Source organism: Pseudomonas sp. RL_5y_Pfl2_73 (genome assembly GCF_963970515.1).
Lineage (GTDB): Bacteria > Pseudomonadota > Gammaproteobacteria > Pseudomonadales > Pseudomonadaceae > Aquipseudomonas.
The window spans coordinates 39,809-57,114 of the sequence record NZ_CAXAPD010000013.1 but is presented as its reverse complement, the minus strand read 5'-3'; the positions used below and the strand labels follow the sequence as shown (position 1 = coordinate 57,114).

Genomic DNA, 17,306 nt, shown 5'->3' with positions numbered 1-17,306 from the left:
AGGCTGCTCGGCGAGCCGATAGGCGGCCATGTGCCATGTCCGTGCCTGGATTATTAATCGCCAACTGTTCCTGTGTCGTTCGACGAGAGACGCCTAGAATGGACGTCTTTTGTCTTGGGCTTCGAGGGTTGCATGCACATATCGTCCGGTCGTTGGGTCTACGGTCTGTTCCTCGCCCTGCTGACTGCCCTGCTATGGGGAATCCTGCCGATCAAGCTCAAGCAAGTGCTGCAAGTGATGGACCCGGTCACCGTGACCTGGTTTCGCTTGCTGGTGTCCGGCGGTTTGCTGTTCATCTATTTGGCGGCCTCCCGGCGCCTGCCCAGTCGCAAGGTCCTTGGCCCACGCGGCGGCTGGCTGGTGGCGATGGCGGTGCTTGGGCTGGTGGGCAACTACGTGTTGTACCTGATGGGTCTGAGCCGCTTGAGCCCTGGCACCGCGCAACTGGTGGTGCAGATGGGGCCGATCATGTTGCTGGTCGCCAGCCTGTTCGTGTTCAAGGAGCGCTTCAGCGTGGGGCAGGGCATCGGCCTGCTGGTGTTGCTGATCGGTTTTACGCTGTTTTTCAACCAGCGCCTGGGCGAGTTGCTGACGTCCCTGAGCGACTACACCGCCGGGGTGTTGATGGTGTTGCTGGCGTCGACGGTCTGGACGTTTTATGCCCTGGGCCAAAAGCAATTGTTGACGGTGTGGAATTCGTTGCAGGTGATGATGGTGATCTACCTGTTCTGCGCGTTGCTGCTCACGCCCTGGGTGCATCCGCTGGAGGCGCTGCAGTTGAGCCCGTTGCAAGGCTGGCTGTTGCTCGCGTGCTGTCTCAACACGCTGATTGCCTATGGCGCGTTTGCCGAAGCCTTGGCCCATTGGGAGGCGTCGCGGGTCAGCGCGACCCTGGCGATCACACCACTGGTGACGTTCGCCGCGGTGGCGATGGCGGCCTGGTGGTGGCCCGCCTATGTCCATGCCGAACAGATCAATTTGCTGGGGTATGGCGGGGCGGTGCTGGTGGTGCTGGGGTCGGCGCTGGTTGCCCTGGGCCCGTCGCTGATCGCCGGGCTCAGGGCCCGGCGCGTGGGGCGTTAGCCCCCTGTGGGAGCGAGCCTGCTCGCGATGGCGGCCTGACAGGCAATAGAGATGTCGAGCCTGCCGGCCCCATCGCGAGCAGGCTGCTCGCTCCCACAGGGTAGGGCGTTAACCCTGGCTACCCGCCTCCAGCATATTTTCCGGTCGTACCCAGGCATCGAACTCTTGATCGGTCAGATACCCCAGTTGCAGCGCCGCCTCACGCAGGGTCAGCCCTTCGCCGTAGGCTTTCTTGGCGATTTCGGCTGACTTGTCGTAGCCGATGTGCGGGTTCAGCGCGGTCACCAGCATCAACCCACGCTCCAGGTGTGCGGCCATCTGCTCGGCATCCGGTTCGAGCCCGGCGATGCAGTGCTGCTGGAAGTTGCCGCAGCCATCGGCCAACAGGCGAATCGATTGCAGCAGGTTATGGATGATTACCGGTTTGAACACGTTCAACTGCAAATGCCCCTGGCTGGCGGCAAAACCGATGGTCACGTCGTTGCCCATGACCTGGCAGGCCAGCATCGACAAGGCTTCGCATTGGGTCGGGTTGACCTTGCCGGGCATGATGGAGCTGCCCGGTTCATTGGCCGGCAATTTCACCTCGGCGAAGCCGGCCCGTGGCCCGGAGCCGAGCAGGCGCAGGTCGTTGGCGATCTTCATCAAGGTCACGGCCAGGGTTTTCAGCGCGCCGGACAGGGCGGTCAGGGGCTCATGGCCGGCCAGCGCGGCAAACTTGTTCGGCGCAGTGACGAACGGCAGGCCCGACAGCGCCGCCAGTTCAGCGGCCATCGCCTCGCCGAAACCGTGGGGTGAATTGAGTCCGGTGCCCACCGCCGTGCCGCCCTGGGCCAGTTCGCAGACCGCCGGTAGCGCGGCGCGGATCGTCCGTTCGGCGTAATCGAGCTGGGCAATGAACGCCGACAGTTCCTGGCCAAAGGTGATGGGCGTGGCATCCATCAGGTGAGTGCGACCGGTCTTGACCAGTTTCATGTGGCGCGCGGCCAGTTCCGCCAGGCCGCCGGACAGCTCACTGATGGCCGGGAGCAATTGTTGGTGGACGGCCTGGGCGGCCGCAATATGCATCGCGGTGGGGAAACAGTCATTGGAGCTCTGGGAGCGATTGACGTGGTCGTTGGGGTGCACCGGGCTCTTGCCGCCGCGGGGGTTGCCGGCCAGTTCGTTGGCGCGCCCGGCGATCACCTCGTTTGCGTTCATATTGCTCTGGGTTCCGCTGCCGGTCTGCCAGACCACCAATGGGAACTGGTCGTCATGCTGGCCGGCCAGCACTTCGTCGGCGGCCTGTTCGATCAGGCGAGCGATATCGGCCGGGAGGTCGCCATTGCGATCATTGACCCGCGCGGCGGCTTTCTTGATCAGTGCCAAGGCGTGCAACACCGACAGCGGCATGCGTTCGTTGCCAATGGCAAAGTTGATCATGGAACGCTGCGTCTGGGCGCCCCAGTAGGCGTCGTCCGGGACTTCAACCTGGCCAAGGCTGTCGGTTTCGATACGGCTCATCGGGTCAAACTCCTTAAAGGGCTGAATGCGCAGTTTAGGCCCAGATGGGCGGCTCTGGTTCCCTCAATCTAGGAGCGGCGGGTTCGCCCCGCCAATCGGAGCTGCCAAGCGTCGGGGTTGAGGCCCGGCGTTTTTTAGGCGCAGAATGGTCGCCCTTGGGGTTTAACCTCGCCTGTAATAAAGGAAACTCGATGACCCGTCTTCGTGCCATCTGTACCGCCGTTGCTCTGGTGTGTGCCAGCGGCCCTGTTTTCGCCGATACCGCCAGCCACAGCGCCAGCGCCGAAGCGTTCCTGACCCTGGCACACGCTGACAAATTGGGCACGCCGGTCTACATGCAAGTGCAGCAGATGTTTGCCCAGCGCTTTGAACAGACCAAGGCACCTGAGTCGAAAAAAGCCACCCTGGAAACCTACCAGGCCAAGGCCAATGCCGCGCTGGACCGGGCTATCGGCTGGAACAAGCTCAAGCCGGACATGGTCAAGCTCTACACCAGCAACTTCAGCGAGTCGGAGCTCAAGGATCTGGTCGCTTTCTACCAATCGCCATTAGGCAAGAAAGTCCTCGAGAAAATGCCGCAGTTGACCCAGCAATCGGCTCAACTGACCCAGGCCAAGCTTGAAAGCGCGGTGCCGGTGGTCAACAAGCTGCTGGCGGACATGACGGCCGAGCTCGAGCCAAAAGCTGCCCCAGCCAAGAAAAAGCCGTAAGCGGAGCCCAGTATGAGCATGCAACAACGCATCGAATCAACACTCGGGCTCTTGCAGCCCGAGCACTTGCAAGTGCTGGATGAAAGCCACATGCACAGCCGTGGCCTGCAGACCCACTTCAAGGCCGTGGTGGTCAGCCAGCAGTTCGAAGGGCTCAATCGCGTCAAGCGTCACCAGAAGGTCTACGGCACGCTGGGCGAGCTGATGGGGGAGTTCCATGCGTTGGCGCTGCACACCTACACCCCCGAAGAATGGGCCCGGATCGACGCGGCCCCGGCTTCGCCGACGTGTGCCGGTGGCAGCAAGCACTGATCGATAGGGTGTGAGGCTTTTGTGGCGGGGGCTGTAGGAGCTGTCGAGTGCAACGAGGCTGCGATCTTTTTCCTCACACTTGAATCTCAAGCGAAAGATTAAAAGATCGCCGGCTTCGCCAGCTCCTACAGAGCAGCCGGGAGCAAGCTCCCTCGCCACGATAAGCGCTTCGCTCCAGGGCACTTCGCTCCTAAAGCCACATTGTTTTTGTTAGAATCCGCAACGCGCCGCTTACCCGGCGCGTTTTTTTTCGTATCCGGTTCACCCTTTACGAGGGTAGCCACCTGGAGAAACACCCATGACACAACCCATTGTCGTGGCGGCACTGTATAAGTTCGTCACCCTTGAAGATTACGTCGAGCTGCGTGAGCCCTTGCTCAAGGCCATGCTCGACAACGGCATCAAAGGCACGTTGCTGGTCGCCGAAGAAGGCATCAACGGCACGGTCTCCGGCACTCGCGAAGGCATCGACGGCCTGCTGGCCTGGCTCAAGAACGATCCGCGCATGATCGACATCGATCATAAAGAGTCCTACTGCGATGAGCAGCCGTTCTACCGCACCAAGGTCAAGCTCAAGAAAGAAATCGTCACCCTCGGCGTCGAAGGCGTGGACCCGAACAAGCAGGTCGGTACCTATGTCGAGCCGCAGGACTGGAACGCGCTGATCAGCGATCCGGAAGTGTTGTTGATCGACACCCGTAACGATTACGAAGTGTCCATCGGCACCTTCGAAGGCGCCATCGACCCCAGGACCACCAGCTTTCGTGAGTTCCCTGAGTACATCAAGGCCAACTTCGACCCGGCCAGGCACAAGAAAGTCGCGATGTTCTGCACGGGCGGCATTCGTTGTGAAAAAGCCTCCAGCTACATGCTCGGCCAGGGTTTCGACGAGGTCTATCATCTCAAGGGCGGCATCCTGAAATACCTCGAAGAGGTCCCTCAGGAAGAAACCAAGTGGCGCGGCGACTGCTTCGTGTTCGACAACCGCGTGACCGTTCGCCACGACCTCAGCGAAGGGGACTACGATCAATGTCACGCTTGTCGTACCCCGGTGAGCGTAGAAGACCGAGCCTCGGAGCACTATGTGCCTGGCATCAGTTGCCCGCACTGCTGGGATAAACTGAGCGAGAAGACCCGTCGCAGCGCCATCGACCGGCAAAAGCAGATTGAGTTGGCCAAGGCTCGTAACATGCCGCACCCGATCGGCTACAACTACAAGCAATCATTTTCCGAGGCTTGAACCATGGCGTCACGCCTGCTCTATGTGATGGACCCGATGTGTTCCTGGTGCTGGGGCTTTGCGCCGGTGGCCGAGGCGTTGGTAGAGCAGGCGCAGGCCGCGGGGGTGGAGTTGCACCTGGTGGTGGGCGGTTTGCGCACTGGCAGCGGTTCTGCGCTGGAGCCGACCACCCGGCGCTACATTCTTGAACACTGGCAGGCGGTCACCCAGGCCACCGGCCAGCCCTTCAAGCTCGAAGGCGCGTTGCCGGACGGTTTCGTCTACGACACCGAGCCTGCCTGCCGGGCACTGGTGACGGCTCGCAGCCTGGCCCCGGACCTGGCCTGGAAGTTGGTGAAGCTGATCCAGCAGGCTTTTTATGTGCAAGGCCGCGACGTGACCCACGCCAGTGTGCTGGTGGAGCTGGCCGAACAGGCCGGGCTGCCACGCATCGAATTCGCCGCGGCCTTCGACCGCGCCGACCAGCATGCGGCCACCGCTGCGGATTTCACCTGGGTGCAGGACTTAGGCATTGCCGGGTTCCCCACACTGTTGGCCGAGCGTGATGGCCAGTTGGCCTTGCTGACCAACGGCTACCAACCCCTGAGCCAGCTGTCGCCTTTGCTTGGTCGCTGGCTGGAGCGCGCGGCCTGTGCCTGACCGGCCGCCAGATACATCGGCCTCGCAGCGCATCGACCGGTTGAGTTGGACGGAAATCCGTCGCCTGGCCCTCAAGCATAAAAAAGCCCTGTGGATCGCCAACGGCGTGGCCGTGCTGGCGACGCTGTGCAGCGTACCGATCCCATTGCTGTTGCCATTGCTGGTGGATGAAGTTCTGCTGGGGCATGGCGATGCGGCCCTGAAAGTCATGAACCAGGCGTTGCCCATGGGTTGGCAGCGCGCTGCCGGCTACATCGGGCTGATGTTAATGGTGACCCTGGCCCTGCGCTGTGGCGCATTGCTGTTCAACGTGGTGCAGGCGCGCTTGTTCGCCCGCTTGGCCAAAGACATCGTCTATCGCATTCGCATCCGCTTGATCGAGCGTCTCAAGCGCATTTCCCTGGGCGAATACGAAAGCCTGGGCAGTGGCACGGTGGCGGCTCACCTGGTCACCGACCTGGACACCCTCGACAAATTCATCGGCGAAACCCTCAGCCGTTTCCTGGTGGCGATGCTGACCCTGGTGGGCACCGCTGGGATCCTGGTGTGGATGCACTGGGAACTGGCGCTGCTGATCCTGCTGTTCAACCCGCTGGTGATCTACGCCACGGTGCAGTTGGGCAAGCGGGTCAAGCACCTCAAGAAACTGGAGAACGACAGCACCTCGCGGTTCACCCAGGCCCTGACCGAAACCCTGGATGCCATCCAGGAAGTGCGCGCCGGTAACCGCCAGGGTTACTTCCTTGGCCGCTTGGGAATGCGTGCCAAGGAGGTCCGTGATTACGCCGTGAGTTCGCAGTGGAAAACCGACGCCTCGAACCGCGCCAGTGGTTTGCTCTTCCAGTTCGGCATCGATATTTTTCGCGCAGCGGCCATGCTCACCGTGGTGTTTTCCGACCTGTCCATCGGCCAGATGCTGGCGGTGTTCAGCTACCTCTGGTTCATGATCGGCCCGGTCGAGCAACTGTTGAACTTGCAGTACGCTTTTTACGCCGCCGGCGGCGCCTTGAGCCGGATCAATGAACTGCTGGCCCGCGCCGATGAGCCTCAGTACACGGGCAGCGTCGATCCGTTCAAGGGCCGTGACACCGTGGGTATCGAGATTCAGGGGTTGAGTTTCGGTTACGGTGAAGAGCTGGTGCTCAACCAGTTGAACCTGTGCATCTCGCCGGGCGAGAAAGTCGCCATCGTCGGCGCCAGCGGCGGCGGCAAGAGCACCCTGGTGCAGTTGTTACTGGGGCTGTACACGCCGCAGTCGGGCAGCATCCGTTTCGGTGGCGCCACGCAACAGGAGATCGGCCTGGAAACCATCCGGGAAAATGTTGCAGTGGTGTTGCAACATCCGGCGTTGTTCAACGATACGGTGCGGGCCAACCTCGCCATGGGCCGTGAGTGCAGTGACGACGACTGCTGGCGGGCGCTGGAAATCGCCCAGCTCGATGCTACCGTACGGGCGCTGCCCCAGGGCCTGGATAGCGTAGTGGGGCGTTCCGGGGTGCGGTTGTCAGGCGGGCAGCGTCAACGGTTGGCCATTGCCCGCATGGTATTGGCCGACCCACGGGTAGTGATTCTCGACGAGGCCACCTCGGCACTGGACGCTGCCACTGAGTACAACCTTCACCAGGCACTGGCGCGCTTTTTGAGCGCACGCACCACGCTGATCATCGCCCACCGGCTCTCGGCGGTGAAGCAGGCCGATCGGGTATTGGTGTTCGACGGTGGGCAAATCGCCGAAGACGGCGACCATTTGCAACTGATTGCCGAAGGTGGCCTGTACGCTCGACTCTATGGTCATTTGCAACAGATTCAACAGCCTTGAGTTTCTAGCGCTTTTCTGCGCTTAGTATCGGAAAAAAAGCAGGCAAACACGCCGATTTTTCCGAATTCCACGCAAAGCCTGTCGATCTGTTCAACCATTCATTCGAAGGGTTGAAAACTAGCCTAGGCTATTGAGTCAGGAGTGGAATTCTGGCGGGTGTTCGTTCGGCAATACCTGTGCAAGGGACCTCATGAAGCAAAAGCAGACTCTCGGAACACCACGGCTGCTGGGCATCGTCTGGCCCTTTATCGCCGTCGTGCTATTTCAGGCATTGCTTGGCGGCGTCAGCCTTTACGTGCTGTCCGCTGTTCGCGGCTACGTGGCAGGGGAGAGTCTCTGGTCCAAGGGGCAGAAAGACGCCATCTATTACCTCAACCTCTACGCCGACAGCCGCGACGAAGCGATTTTCCGCAAATACCAGCAAGCCATCGCCGTCCCCGAGGGTGGCCATAAATTGCGGGTGGCGCTGGACCGCGAACCGCCGGATCTCGAAGCCGCGCGGGCCGGGATTCTCCAAGGTGGCAACCATCCTGATGACGTGTCCAGCGTGATCTGGTTGTACCTCAATTTTCGCCATTTCAGTTACCTGGAAGAAGCCATCGATCTTTGGACGGTGGGCGACGGCTACCTGATCGAGCTGGATAACGTCGCCCGGCAGATGCACAGCCGCATTACCGCAGGCCAGGCGTTGGAGGTGGATATCCGCGGCTGGAAGGCCCAGATCTTTGCGATCAACGATTCCGTCACCCCGGCTGCCAAGGCATTCAGCGACGCACTGGGCGAGGGCTCGCGTTTCATTCTGCGACTCTTGCTGGTGACCAACTTCGCCACGGCCCTGGGGCTGATCGTCCTGGCGTTGTTGCGGACCCATAAATTGCTGGCCCAGCGGCAGGTGTTCGCCAATGCGCTGCAGATGGAGAAAGAGCGGGCGCAGATCACCCTGCAATCCATCGGCGACGGGGTCATCACCACCGACGTTGAGGGTGCCATCGCCTACATGAACCCTGCTGCTGAAGCGATGACCCATTGGAAGTCTGAGCACGCCGCGGGCTTGCCCCTGGCCGCGCTTTTCAATTTGCTCGATGACAATGCCCAGACCGAGGGGCTGACCCTGATCGAGCACATCCTCAGCGGCCGGCTCAGCGGCGCCAGCGAACATTCCAAGCTGATCCAGCGCTTGGATGGCAGCACCGTGTCGGTCACCCTGGTGGGCGCGCCAATCCGTCATGCGGGCAAGGTCAGCGGCGCCGTGCTGGTGTTGCATGACATGACCCAGGAACGCCAATACATCGCCAACCTGTCGTGGCAGGCCACCCATGATGCCCTGACTGGCCTGGCGAACCGCCGGGAATTCGAGTATCGCCTCGAGCAGGCCTTGCACAGCCTCACTCGCCAGGTTGGGCGCCATGCCTTGATGTTTCTCGACCTGGACCAGTTCAAGCTGGTCAACGACACCTGCGGCCATGCAGCGGGTGACGAATTGTTGCGTCATATCTGCGCCTTGTTGCAATCAGGGCTGCGGGAAAACGACACCCTGGCGCGGCTGGGCGGGGATGAGTTCGGGATCTTGCTGGAAAACTGTTCACCGGAAGCGGCGGAAAAGATCGCCGAAGGGCTGCGTCAGACCGTGCAGAACCTGCACTTTGTCTGGAAGGGCCGGCCGTTCGTGACCACGGTGAGCATCGGCCTGGTGCATATCGCCCAGACGCCGACGACCCTGGAGGCGTCCTTGCGGGCTGCCGACATGGCCTGCTACATGGCCAAGGAAAAGGGGCGCAACCGGGTCCAGGTCTATCATGCCGACGACTCGGAATTGTCCCTGCGCTTTGGCGAGATGGCCTGGGTCCAGCGCCTGCACATGGCCTTGGAGGAAAACCGCTTTTGCCTCTACGCCCAGGAAATCGCCGCGCTGGGCCCGGGCGACCATGGCGGCGGGCACATTGAAGTCCTGCTGCGCCTGCATGACGAAGCCGGACGGATGATCCTGCCGGACAGCTTCATTCCCGCAGCGGAACGCTACGGGCTCATGACCTCCCTGGACCGTTGGGTGGTGGAGAATGTCTTCAAGATCATCCGCCAGTGCCTGAATGACTCGCGACAGGGGCCCATGGCCATGTGTGCGATCAATCTGTCAGGCACGACTATAGGAGATCAGGCGTTCCTCGACTTCCTGCGTAAACAGTTCGCGGCCTACTCGATTCCGCCAGAAATGATTTGTTTTGAAATTACAGAAACCAGCGCTATTTCGAATTTGGGCAGTGCGATCCGCTTTATCAATGAACTCAAAGGTTTGGGATGCTATTTCTCGCTGGATGATTTTTGCGCCGGAATGTCTTCATTCGCTTACCTGAAACATTTACCTGTAGACTTCCTGAAGATCGACGGGAGTTTCGTAAAGGATATGCTGGACGACCCGATTAACCGTGCAATGGTCGAAGTGATCAATCACATCGGCCACGTCATGGGTAAGCGCACGATTGCCGAGTTTGTTGAAACCGCCCAGATCGAGCAGGCATTGCTGGAAATAGGGGTGGATTATGCTCAGGGGTATGTGATCGAACGCCCGCAATTGTTTACCTGCGACACATTGCAATGTCGGCCGGCCCGGCCCCAGCCGTTGTTATTCAAGGCCCCCGGCACGTTCCGCTGAACCTCTTGTTGATCCGGAAAATCACAATCAAAAGGAGCCCGACAGTGATCGACACATTCAACCGAACAGGCCCGCTCATGGACGCCACGAGCTATCCGAAATGGGCACAGCAGCTCATTACCGATTGCGGCGAGAGCAAGCGCCGGGTTGTCGAACACGAGCTGTACCAGCGCATGCGTGACAACAAGCTCAGCGCCAGGACCATGCGTCACTACCTCATTGGTGGTTGGCCGGTCGTCGAACAGTTCGCTTTATACATGGCACAGAACCTCACCAAGACCCGTTTTGCCCGCCGCCCCGGCGAGGACATGGCGCGTCGCTGGCTGATGCGTAACATTCGTGTCGAACTCAACCATGCCGACTACTGGGTCAACTGGAGCGCCGCCCATGGCGTGACCCTGGAAGACCTGCAAGCGCAGCAGGTGCCGCCTGAGCTGCATGCCTTGAGCCACTGGTGCTGGCATACCAGTTCCTCGGATTCGCTGATCGTGGCCATCGCCGCGACCAACTATGCGATTGAGGGGGCCACGGGGGAGTGGTCGGCGCTGGTGTGTTCCAGTGGTGTCTACGCGGCCGCTTTCGCCGAGGAAGACCGCAAACGGGCCATGAAATGGCTGAAGATGCATGCCCAGTACGACGATGCCCATCCTTGGGAAGCTCTGGAAATCATCTGTACGCTGGCGGGGATGAACCCAAGTAAAGCCCTGCAAACGGAGCTGCGTCAGGCCGTGTGCAAGAGCTATGACTACATGTACCTGTTCCTGGAGCGTTGCATGCAACTGGAACAGTCGGAGACGGTGAGCAAGTCCTCATCCACCCGCGAGCGCCTGGCACTGGCGCAAAGCTGATTTCTACCCCAATAGCCACAACCCATGTGGGAGCGAGCCTGCTCGCGAAGCGTTCTGACAGTCGACGGGGAGGTTGACTGCCAGATCACTATCGCGAGCAGACTCGCTCCCACAGTTGTTTTGGGTGACTGCTGGCTTGTGATCGCCGCAAGGTTTTCTGGGAGCGGGCTTGCTCGCGAAGACTTCGGCGCATTCAGCCTATTAATAGGCTGAGCCACCGCTTTCGCGAGCAAGCCCGCTCCCACAAAAATGCCGGTGTTCTTACTTACTTTCGTCGTTTCAGCCTGCCATTGCCAGTCGATTACGTCCTTCGCGCTTGGCCACGTACAGTGCGCTGTCAGCCCTGCGCAGCAGGCTTTCCGATGATTCCCCCGGTAGCAGGGTGGCGCAACCCAGGCTGACGGTCAGCTCGATCCTTGTGCTTGCGGCGAAATAATCCTGGGCCTGGGCGGCGTAACGCAGCCGTTCACCGACCATGGCCGCAGCATCCCGGCTGGTATTGGCCAGCAGGATCAGAAACTCTTCACCGCCGAACCTGAACACCATGTCCACGTTGCGCAGTTGGTTCTTGATCGATTCGGCCACGGCCTTGAGCACTTCGTCGCCAACGCCGTGACCATGGCTATCGTTGATGCGCTTGAAATGGTCGATGTCGAGCATCAGCACCGACAAGGGCTGCGAATGGCGCTTGGCCATGTCGATCTCACGCATCAGTGTCTGGTCCATGGCGATGCGGTTGCCGGTACCGGTCAACGGATCGCGCAGGGCGCTTTGGGTGGCGGCGCGGTAGAGCAGCGCATTGCGCAGTGGATAGAGCAGCGTCGACATGATGGATTCAAGGTCGCTCTGTTCCGTCTCGGTGAAGCGCTGGTTGCGACGGAATACCAGTTCACCCAGGTGTTCGCCTTCATGGCTGAGGTTATAGCTGAGGGTGTGATGCCCGCGTTGCCCGAACTCCAGGCGCAGGTCACTGGCTTTGTGCTGGTAGGCCAGCGCATCCAGGGGCACCAGTCGTTGGACTTCCCGGAAAAACAGACCAAGGATTCGCTGTGGCTCCAGGCTGGTCTGCAACTGCTGGCTCAGTTGCTGGCGCAATTGCGAAAGATTGACGGCGCGGGTCGCGAGCGGCGATGGCTGGTCAAGGCCCAGACGCTGCAATTTGGCGCTGTCGAAATCAATCGCGTTGATCTGGGTGGGCGTTTTCATATGGCGTTAGCCCCTAAGCTAAAGCTGTCCTGGCAGGTTGGGTGTGGTGGCTTTGGGCTGCGCGTCGTACTGGTCCTTCAGTCCCGTAGGACAATTGAGCTAAGTTTAGTCCGCTTTCCCTGTCAGGCATAAATCTCGTCTCGATCTCCGTTACCCGCCGAACAATGGCGTGTTTGAGGATATTTAGAGCGAAAGTCGTGCCATTCGGTTCACTTAAATAAAAACCCTTTAGGAATCAATGTATTGACGGCAAGTCGCGACATTTGCCGCGACGTGGGTTTGGCGGTTCGCCTGGTTGGGCATCGAATAGAGCCTGCATCGTGACGGTAAGTCGTCGCGACGCAGGCCGAGGCCATTATTGCGCGTTGAACGCCTGGCCATTGACGCCGGTGCTGTCCGGGCCCATGAGGTACAGGTAGACCGGCATGATTTCTTCGGGCGTCGGATTGTTGAGCGGGTTTTCCCCCGGGTAGGCCTGGGCGCGCATGCTGGTGCGGGTGGCGCCGGGGTTGATGCTGTTGGCGCGCACGGCGGCGACGGTGTCGACTTCGTCGGCCAAGGTTTGCATCAGCCCCTCGGTGGCGAATTTGGACACGCCGTAGGCGCCCCAATACGCTCGGCCCTTGCGCCCGACGCTGCTGGAGGTGAACACCACGGAGGCATCCTTGGACAGCTTGAGCAGCGGCAGCAAGGTGCTGGTGAGCATGAACATCGCGTTGACGTTGACGTGCATCACCCGCATGAAGTTCTCACCGGACAACTGTTCCAGCGGGGTACGCGGGCCGATGATCGAGGCGTTGTGCAGCAGGCCGTCGAGATGACCGAACTCGGTTTCGATCATGGCCGCCAGTTCATCGTACTGATGAGGCAGCGCGGTTTCGAGGTTGAACGGGATCACCGCTGGCTGCGGATGACCGGCCGCTTCGATTTCATCATAGACCTGGGTCAGGTTGGCTTCGGTCTTGCCCAGCAGCAGCACGGTGGCACCATGGGCAGCGTAGGCTTTCGCGGCAGCGGCGCCGATCCCACGACCGGCGCCGGTGACCAGAATCACCCGGCCATTGAGCAGGTCGGGGCGGGCGGAATAATCAAACATTAAAAAACCTCAACAAATCAATCTGTTGGCAGAAACTGTAGTGGCGAGGGGATTGATCCCCGCTATGTGGGAGCAGGCTGTGGGAGCAAAGCTTGCTCGCGAAGCAGGCGACTCGATTCTGAAAGACCGCATCGCCTTCAGCGCGGGCAAGCCTTGCTCCCACAATTGAGCACCTCGCGCAGCGCCGATGGGTGATCGATCACCACATCCGCGCCCCAGTGTCTGGGGTTGTCGTCCGGGTGGATGTAGCCATAGGTCACCGCGCAGGTCTTGGTGCCGGCGCTGCGACCGGACTCGATGTCCCGCAGGTCATCACCCACGAACAGCACGCTGGCCGGGTCCAGGTCGAGCAGTTTGCACGCCAGGGTCAGCGGTTCCGGGTCTGGTTTGCTGTTTTTCACGTGGTCAGGGCAGATCAGCACTTTCGAGCGTTCGGCCAGGCCCAGTTGCTGCATGATCGGTTCGGCGAAACGCAGCGGCTTGTTGGTGACCACACCCCAGATCAGGTTGGCCGCTTCGATATCGGCCAGCACCTCGGCCATGCCGTCGAACAAATGGCTGTGCACCGCGCAATCCTTGAGGTAGCGGTCGAGAAACTCCTGGCGCAGCTCCTCGAACCCCGGTGACTCCGGGTCCATGGAAAAGGTCACCGCGACCATCGCCCGGGCACCGCCGGAAATCTCGTCGCGAATGTGCTGCGTGTTCATCGGTGGCAAGCCACGGTCGGCGCGCATGGCCTGGCAGATGGCGATGAAGTCCGGCGCGGTGTCGAGCAGCGTGCCATCCATGTCAAAGAGAACCGCTTTGAGACGCATCGACTTACTCCTCGCGCAGGGTCTGGATCATGTAGTTGACGTCAACGTCGGCGGCCAGCTTGTAATGCTTGGTCAGCGGGTTGTAGGTCAGGCCAATGATGTCCTTGACGGTCAGCCCGGCCACACGGCTCCAGGCGCCCAGTTCGGACGGGCGGATGAATTTCTTGAAATCGTGAGTGCCGCGCGGCAGCAGCTTCATGATGTATTCGGCGCCGATGATGGCGAACAGGTAGGCCTTCGGATTACGGTTGATGGTGGAAAAAAACACCTGGCCGCCCGGCTTGACCATGCGAAAACAGGCGCGGATGACCGACGACGGGTCCGGCACGTGTTCGAGCATTTCGAGGCAGGTGACCACGTCGAATTGGCCGGGCATTTCTTCGGCCAGGCCTTCGGCGGTGATCTGCCGGTATTCCACGCTGACGCCCGACTCCAGTTGATGCAGTTGTGCGACCGCCAGCGGCGCTTCGCCCATGTCGATGCCCATCACCGTCGCGCCGCGCTGGGCCATGGCTTCGCTGAGGATGCCGCCGCCACAACCGACGTCGAGCACCTTCTTGCCAGCCAGGTTGACCCGTTCGTCAATCCAGTTGACCCGCAGCGGGTTGATGTCGTGCAGCGGTTTGAATTCGCTTTCACGGTCCCACCAGCGATGGGCCAGGGCTTCGAATTTGGCGATTTCGGCGTGGTCGACGTTGCTCATGTGCAGATCCTCGAAAAGCTTGAAAAATCAGGTGCCCCGAGCCGTGGCTCAAGGGGCGTGGTTATTCGTCGTGGCCGCTGATGCGGCGACCCCAGGCCTGGGCCGTGGCGATCAGTCTTGATTCGTCCATACGGGTCAGTCGGCCATCTTCCAAGAGGGGCTTGCCGCCCACCCACAGGTGTTTAACGCAATCGCGACCGGTGGCATAGATCAACTGCGACACCGGGTCGTAGATCGGCTGCTGGGCCAGGCCCGACAGATCGAAGGCCACCAGGTCGGCGGCCTTGCCCACTTCCAGCGAGCCGACAGTCGCTTCGATGCCCAGCGCCCGGGCACCATTGAGCGTGGCCATGCGCAGAGCCCGATGGGCATCCAGAGCCGTGGCCGAACCGGCGACGGCCTTGGCCAGCAGGGCAGCGGTGCGGGTTTCGCCGAGCAGATCCAGATCGTTGTTGCTCGCCGCACCGTCGGTGCCGAGGGCAACGTTGACGCCGGCCTGCCACAGGCGTTCCACCGGGCAGAAACCGCTGGCCAGCTTCAGGTTCGATTCCGGGCAGTGGATCACGCTGCAATTGCTTTCTACCAGCAAGGCCTGGTCTTCGTCGCTGATTTGCGTCATGTGTACGGCTTGAAAGCGTGGCCCCAGCAGGCCAAGTCGTCCCAGGCGCGCCAGCGGTCGCTCCGCGGTGTTATCCACTGCCTGCTGCACTTCGAAGGCGGTTTCGTGAACGTGCATATGAATGGCAGCGTCCAGTTCCTCGGCGATCACGCGGATTTTCTCCAGGTTCTCGTCGCCCACGGTGTAGGGCGCGTGCGGGCCGAATGCGACTTTGATCCGTGGATGGTGCTTGAGGTCGCCAAACAACGCGATGCCCTGACGAATGGCTTCGTCGGCGCTGGCGGCACCGGGGATCGGGAAGTCGAGGATCGGAATCGCGATTTGCGCACGAATTCCGCTGTCGTGAACACACTCGCTGGCGATCTTGGGGTAGAAATACATGTCGGAGAAGCAGGTGATGCCGCCCTTGATCTGCTCGGCGATTGCCAGGTCGGTGCCATCGCGCACGAAATCTTCATCGACCCATTTGGCTTCCGCCGGCCAGATGTGCTGTTCGAGCCAGGTCATCAAGGGCAGGTCGTCGGCCAGGCCGCGGAACAGGGTCATGGCGGCGTGGCCATGGGCATTGATCAGGCCGGGGCTGAGCAGCAGGCCGGGCAGTTCACGGACCTGGGTGGCGTCACACTTGAGGGCTTCTGCCCGTGGACCGATGAACACGATAGAGCCATCGCGAATGCCCAGGCCATGGTCCTTGAGCACTACACCGGCGGGTTCGACAGGCACCAACCAGGTCGGCAGCAATAATAAGTCGAGCGCAACGGCAGGCTTGGGCATCGTGGAACGGTTCCATGGGGTATAAAGGATGGCGAAGTATACCCGAGCGTCTTCGCGGAGGGATCGCTATAATCGGCGGCTTTTGTACATGAGTACGGGGTGAGGGATGCGCGATCGACTATTGGCTGCGGAGAAGGTGAAGGCCATCGATTGGCGTGATGGCGTCCTGTACCTGCTGGACTTGCGTGTCTTGCCGTTCGAGGAAAACTGGATCGCCTGCACCCGTGCCGCGGATGTGGCCGAGGCCATTGCCTCGAGGGTGGTGCGCGGCGCGCCGGCCATCGGCATCAGCGCGGCTTATGGTGTCGTGCTGGCGGCGCGGGCCAGGGTGGCCGAGGGCGGTGACTGGCAAGCGGCGCTGGCGGCTGATTTTACCTTGCTGGCCGAGGCTCGGCCGACGGCGGCGAACCTCTTCTGGGCGCTGGATCGGATGCGCGACCGGTTGGGGCGCTTGAAAGAGCACGCCGAGCCGCTGGTGGTCCTTGAGGCCGAAGCCATCGCGATCCACGAGAGTGATCGCGAAGCGAACCTGACCATGGCCCAGCTCGGTGTCGACCTGATCCGCAAGCACCAGGGCAACGCCCAGGCCATCCTTACCCACGGCAACACCGGCGCCCTGGCGACCGGTGGCTTCGGCACGGCCTTGGGCGTTATCCGTGGCGCGTATATCGAAGGCATGGTGGAGCGCGTCTATGCCGACGAAACCCGTCCATCGCTGCAAGGCTCGCGCCTGACCGCGTGGGAGTTGGCCTGTGAGGGCGTCCCGGTGACCCTCAACGCTGATTCCGCCGCGGCTCACATCATGAAGACGAAAGGTGTGACCTGGGTGATCGTCGGCGCCGACTGCATCACCGCCAATGGCGACGTGGCGAACACGATCGGCACCTATCAACTGGCGGTCTGTGCCATGCACCATGGCGTGCGCTTCATGGTCGTGGCACCGAGTTCGACCATCGACATGAGCTTGGCCTGCGGTGATGACATTGCGGTCGAGGAGCGCGACGGGCGCGAACTGCTGGAAGTCGGTGGCAAGAGGCTTGGCGCGGAGGTGGACCCCTTCAGCCCGACGTTTGACGTCACCCCGGCGGACTTGATCGACGTTATCGTCACCGAGAAGGGCATCATCGAGCGCCCGGACACCGCCAAGCTGGCGCAGTTGATGTGCCGCAAGCGGCTGCATTGAAGGCTTTTTGGTGTCTGATCCAGCGCCATCGCGAGCAAGCTCGCTCCCACAGTGGATGGGAGGTGTGTCTGAAATTTCAGGCACAAAAGATCCTTGTGGGAGCGAG

The 17,306-nt window shown here is 61.1% G+C and carries 15 protein-coding genes; 9 read left to right on the top strand and 6 right to left on the bottom strand.

From position 1 onward, the window contains the following. The first annotated feature begins 132 nt into the window (after positions 1 to 132). Entirely contained in the window at positions 133 to 1,083 is a 951-nt protein-coding gene (locus AACY42_RS14580) for a DMT family transporter (protein WP_339480269.1), read from the top strand. A 108-nt stretch (positions 1,084 to 1,191) separates the two neighbouring features. Here AACY42_RS14580 and AACY42_RS14575 read toward each other — a convergent pair whose 3' ends face one another. After that, positions 1,192 to 2,586 carry a class II fumarate hydratase gene (locus tag AACY42_RS14575; RefSeq protein ID WP_339480266.1) on the bottom strand — a complete coding sequence of 465 codons (1,395 nt, stop codon included), beginning with the start codon at positions 2,584 to 2,586 and terminating at the stop codon, positions 1,192 to 1,194. A gap of 191 nt (positions 2,587 to 2,777) precedes the next feature. On the opposite strand from AACY42_RS14575, the gene AACY42_RS14570 reads away from it, so the two are divergent. The 7 genes from AACY42_RS14570 to AACY42_RS14540 all read left to right on the top strand — a co-directional run bounded on the left by AACY42_RS14570 (position 2,778) and on the right by AACY42_RS14540 (position 10,804). Continuing rightward, on the top strand, positions 2,778 to 3,296 hold the full coding sequence (locus tag AACY42_RS14570) for a DUF2059 domain-containing protein (protein ID WP_339480263.1): 519 nt from the start codon (positions 2,778 to 2,780) through the stop codon (positions 3,294 to 3,296). Between the two features lie 12 nt (positions 3,297 to 3,308). Beyond that, the gene (locus tag AACY42_RS14565) at positions 3,309 to 3,608 is read left to right on the top strand and encodes a BolA family protein (RefSeq protein ID WP_060738604.1); all 300 of its coding nucleotides are present in this window, start codon (positions 3,309 to 3,311) and stop codon (positions 3,606 to 3,608) included. Positions 3,609 to 3,906: 298 nt separating this feature from the next. Next, on the top strand, positions 3,907 to 4,848 hold the full coding sequence (trhO, locus tag AACY42_RS14560) for an oxygen-dependent tRNA uridine(34) hydroxylase TrhO (RefSeq protein WP_339480261.1): 942 nt from the start codon (positions 3,907 to 3,909) through the stop codon (positions 4,846 to 4,848). A 36-nt stretch (positions 4,849 to 4,884) separates the two neighbouring features. Continuing rightward, positions 4,885 to 5,487 (top strand): DsbA family protein, encoded by a 603-nt coding sequence (locus tag AACY42_RS14555; RefSeq protein ID WP_174553541.1) that lies wholly within the window; start codon positions 4,885 to 4,887, stop codon positions 5,485 to 5,487. Continuing rightward, the gene (locus AACY42_RS14550) at positions 5,480 to 7,306 is read left to right on the top strand and encodes an ABC transporter ATP-binding protein (protein WP_339480258.1); all 1,827 of its coding nucleotides are present in this window, start codon (positions 5,480 to 5,482) and stop codon (positions 7,304 to 7,306) included. Before AACY42_RS14555 ends, AACY42_RS14550 begins: the two co-directional genes overlap by 8 nt. Before the next feature lie 190 nt (positions 7,307 to 7,496). Further along, complete coding sequence (locus AACY42_RS14545; RefSeq protein WP_339480256.1) at positions 7,497 to 9,956, top strand: EAL domain-containing protein; 2,460 nt, start codon at positions 7,497 to 7,499, stop codon at positions 9,954 to 9,956. A 77-nt stretch (positions 9,957 to 10,033) separates the two neighbouring features. After that, on the top strand, positions 10,034 to 10,804 hold the full coding sequence (locus AACY42_RS14540; protein WP_445261544.1) for a TenA family transcriptional regulator: 771 nt from the start codon (positions 10,034 to 10,036) through the stop codon (positions 10,802 to 10,804). A 279-nt stretch (positions 10,805 to 11,083) separates the two neighbouring features. Here AACY42_RS14540 and AACY42_RS14535 read toward each other — a convergent pair whose 3' ends face one another. The 5 genes from AACY42_RS14535 to AACY42_RS14515 form a co-directional block, all read right to left on the bottom strand. Continuing rightward, the gene (locus tag AACY42_RS14535) at positions 11,084 to 12,010 is read right to left on the bottom strand and encodes a GGDEF domain-containing protein (RefSeq protein WP_339480251.1); all 927 of its coding nucleotides are present in this window, start codon (positions 12,008 to 12,010) and stop codon (positions 11,084 to 11,086) included. Positions 12,011 to 12,365: 355 nt separating this feature from the next. Continuing rightward, the gene (locus AACY42_RS14530) at positions 12,366 to 13,106 is read right to left on the bottom strand and encodes a YciK family oxidoreductase (RefSeq protein WP_014337217.1); all 741 of its coding nucleotides are present in this window, start codon (positions 13,104 to 13,106) and stop codon (positions 12,366 to 12,368) included. A 137-nt stretch (positions 13,107 to 13,243) separates the two neighbouring features. Further along, positions 13,244 to 13,921, bottom strand: coding sequence for an N-acetylmuramic acid 6-phosphate phosphatase MupP (gene mupP, locus AACY42_RS14525; RefSeq protein WP_339480247.1), 678 nt, complete (start codon positions 13,919 to 13,921; stop codon positions 13,244 to 13,246). Positions 13,922 to 13,925: 4 nt separating this feature from the next. After that, positions 13,926 to 14,624 (bottom strand): bifunctional 2-polyprenyl-6-hydroxyphenol methylase/3-demethylubiquinol 3-O-methyltransferase UbiG, encoded by a 699-nt coding sequence (gene ubiG / locus AACY42_RS14520; protein ID WP_339480245.1) that lies wholly within the window; start codon positions 14,622 to 14,624, stop codon positions 13,926 to 13,928. A gap of 61 nt (positions 14,625 to 14,685) precedes the next feature. After that, on the bottom strand, positions 14,686 to 16,017 hold the full coding sequence (locus tag AACY42_RS14515; RefSeq protein ID WP_339480242.1) for a TRZ/ATZ family hydrolase: 1,332 nt from the start codon (positions 16,015 to 16,017) through the stop codon (positions 14,686 to 14,688). A gap of 106 nt (positions 16,018 to 16,123) precedes the next feature. Between AACY42_RS14515 and mtnA the strand changes: the two genes are divergently transcribed. Further along, positions 16,124 to 17,200, top strand: coding sequence for an S-methyl-5-thioribose-1-phosphate isomerase (gene mtnA / locus AACY42_RS14510; RefSeq protein ID WP_339480240.1), 1,077 nt, complete (start codon positions 16,124 to 16,126; stop codon positions 17,198 to 17,200). The last annotated feature ends 106 nt before the right edge of the window (positions 17,201 to 17,306 follow it).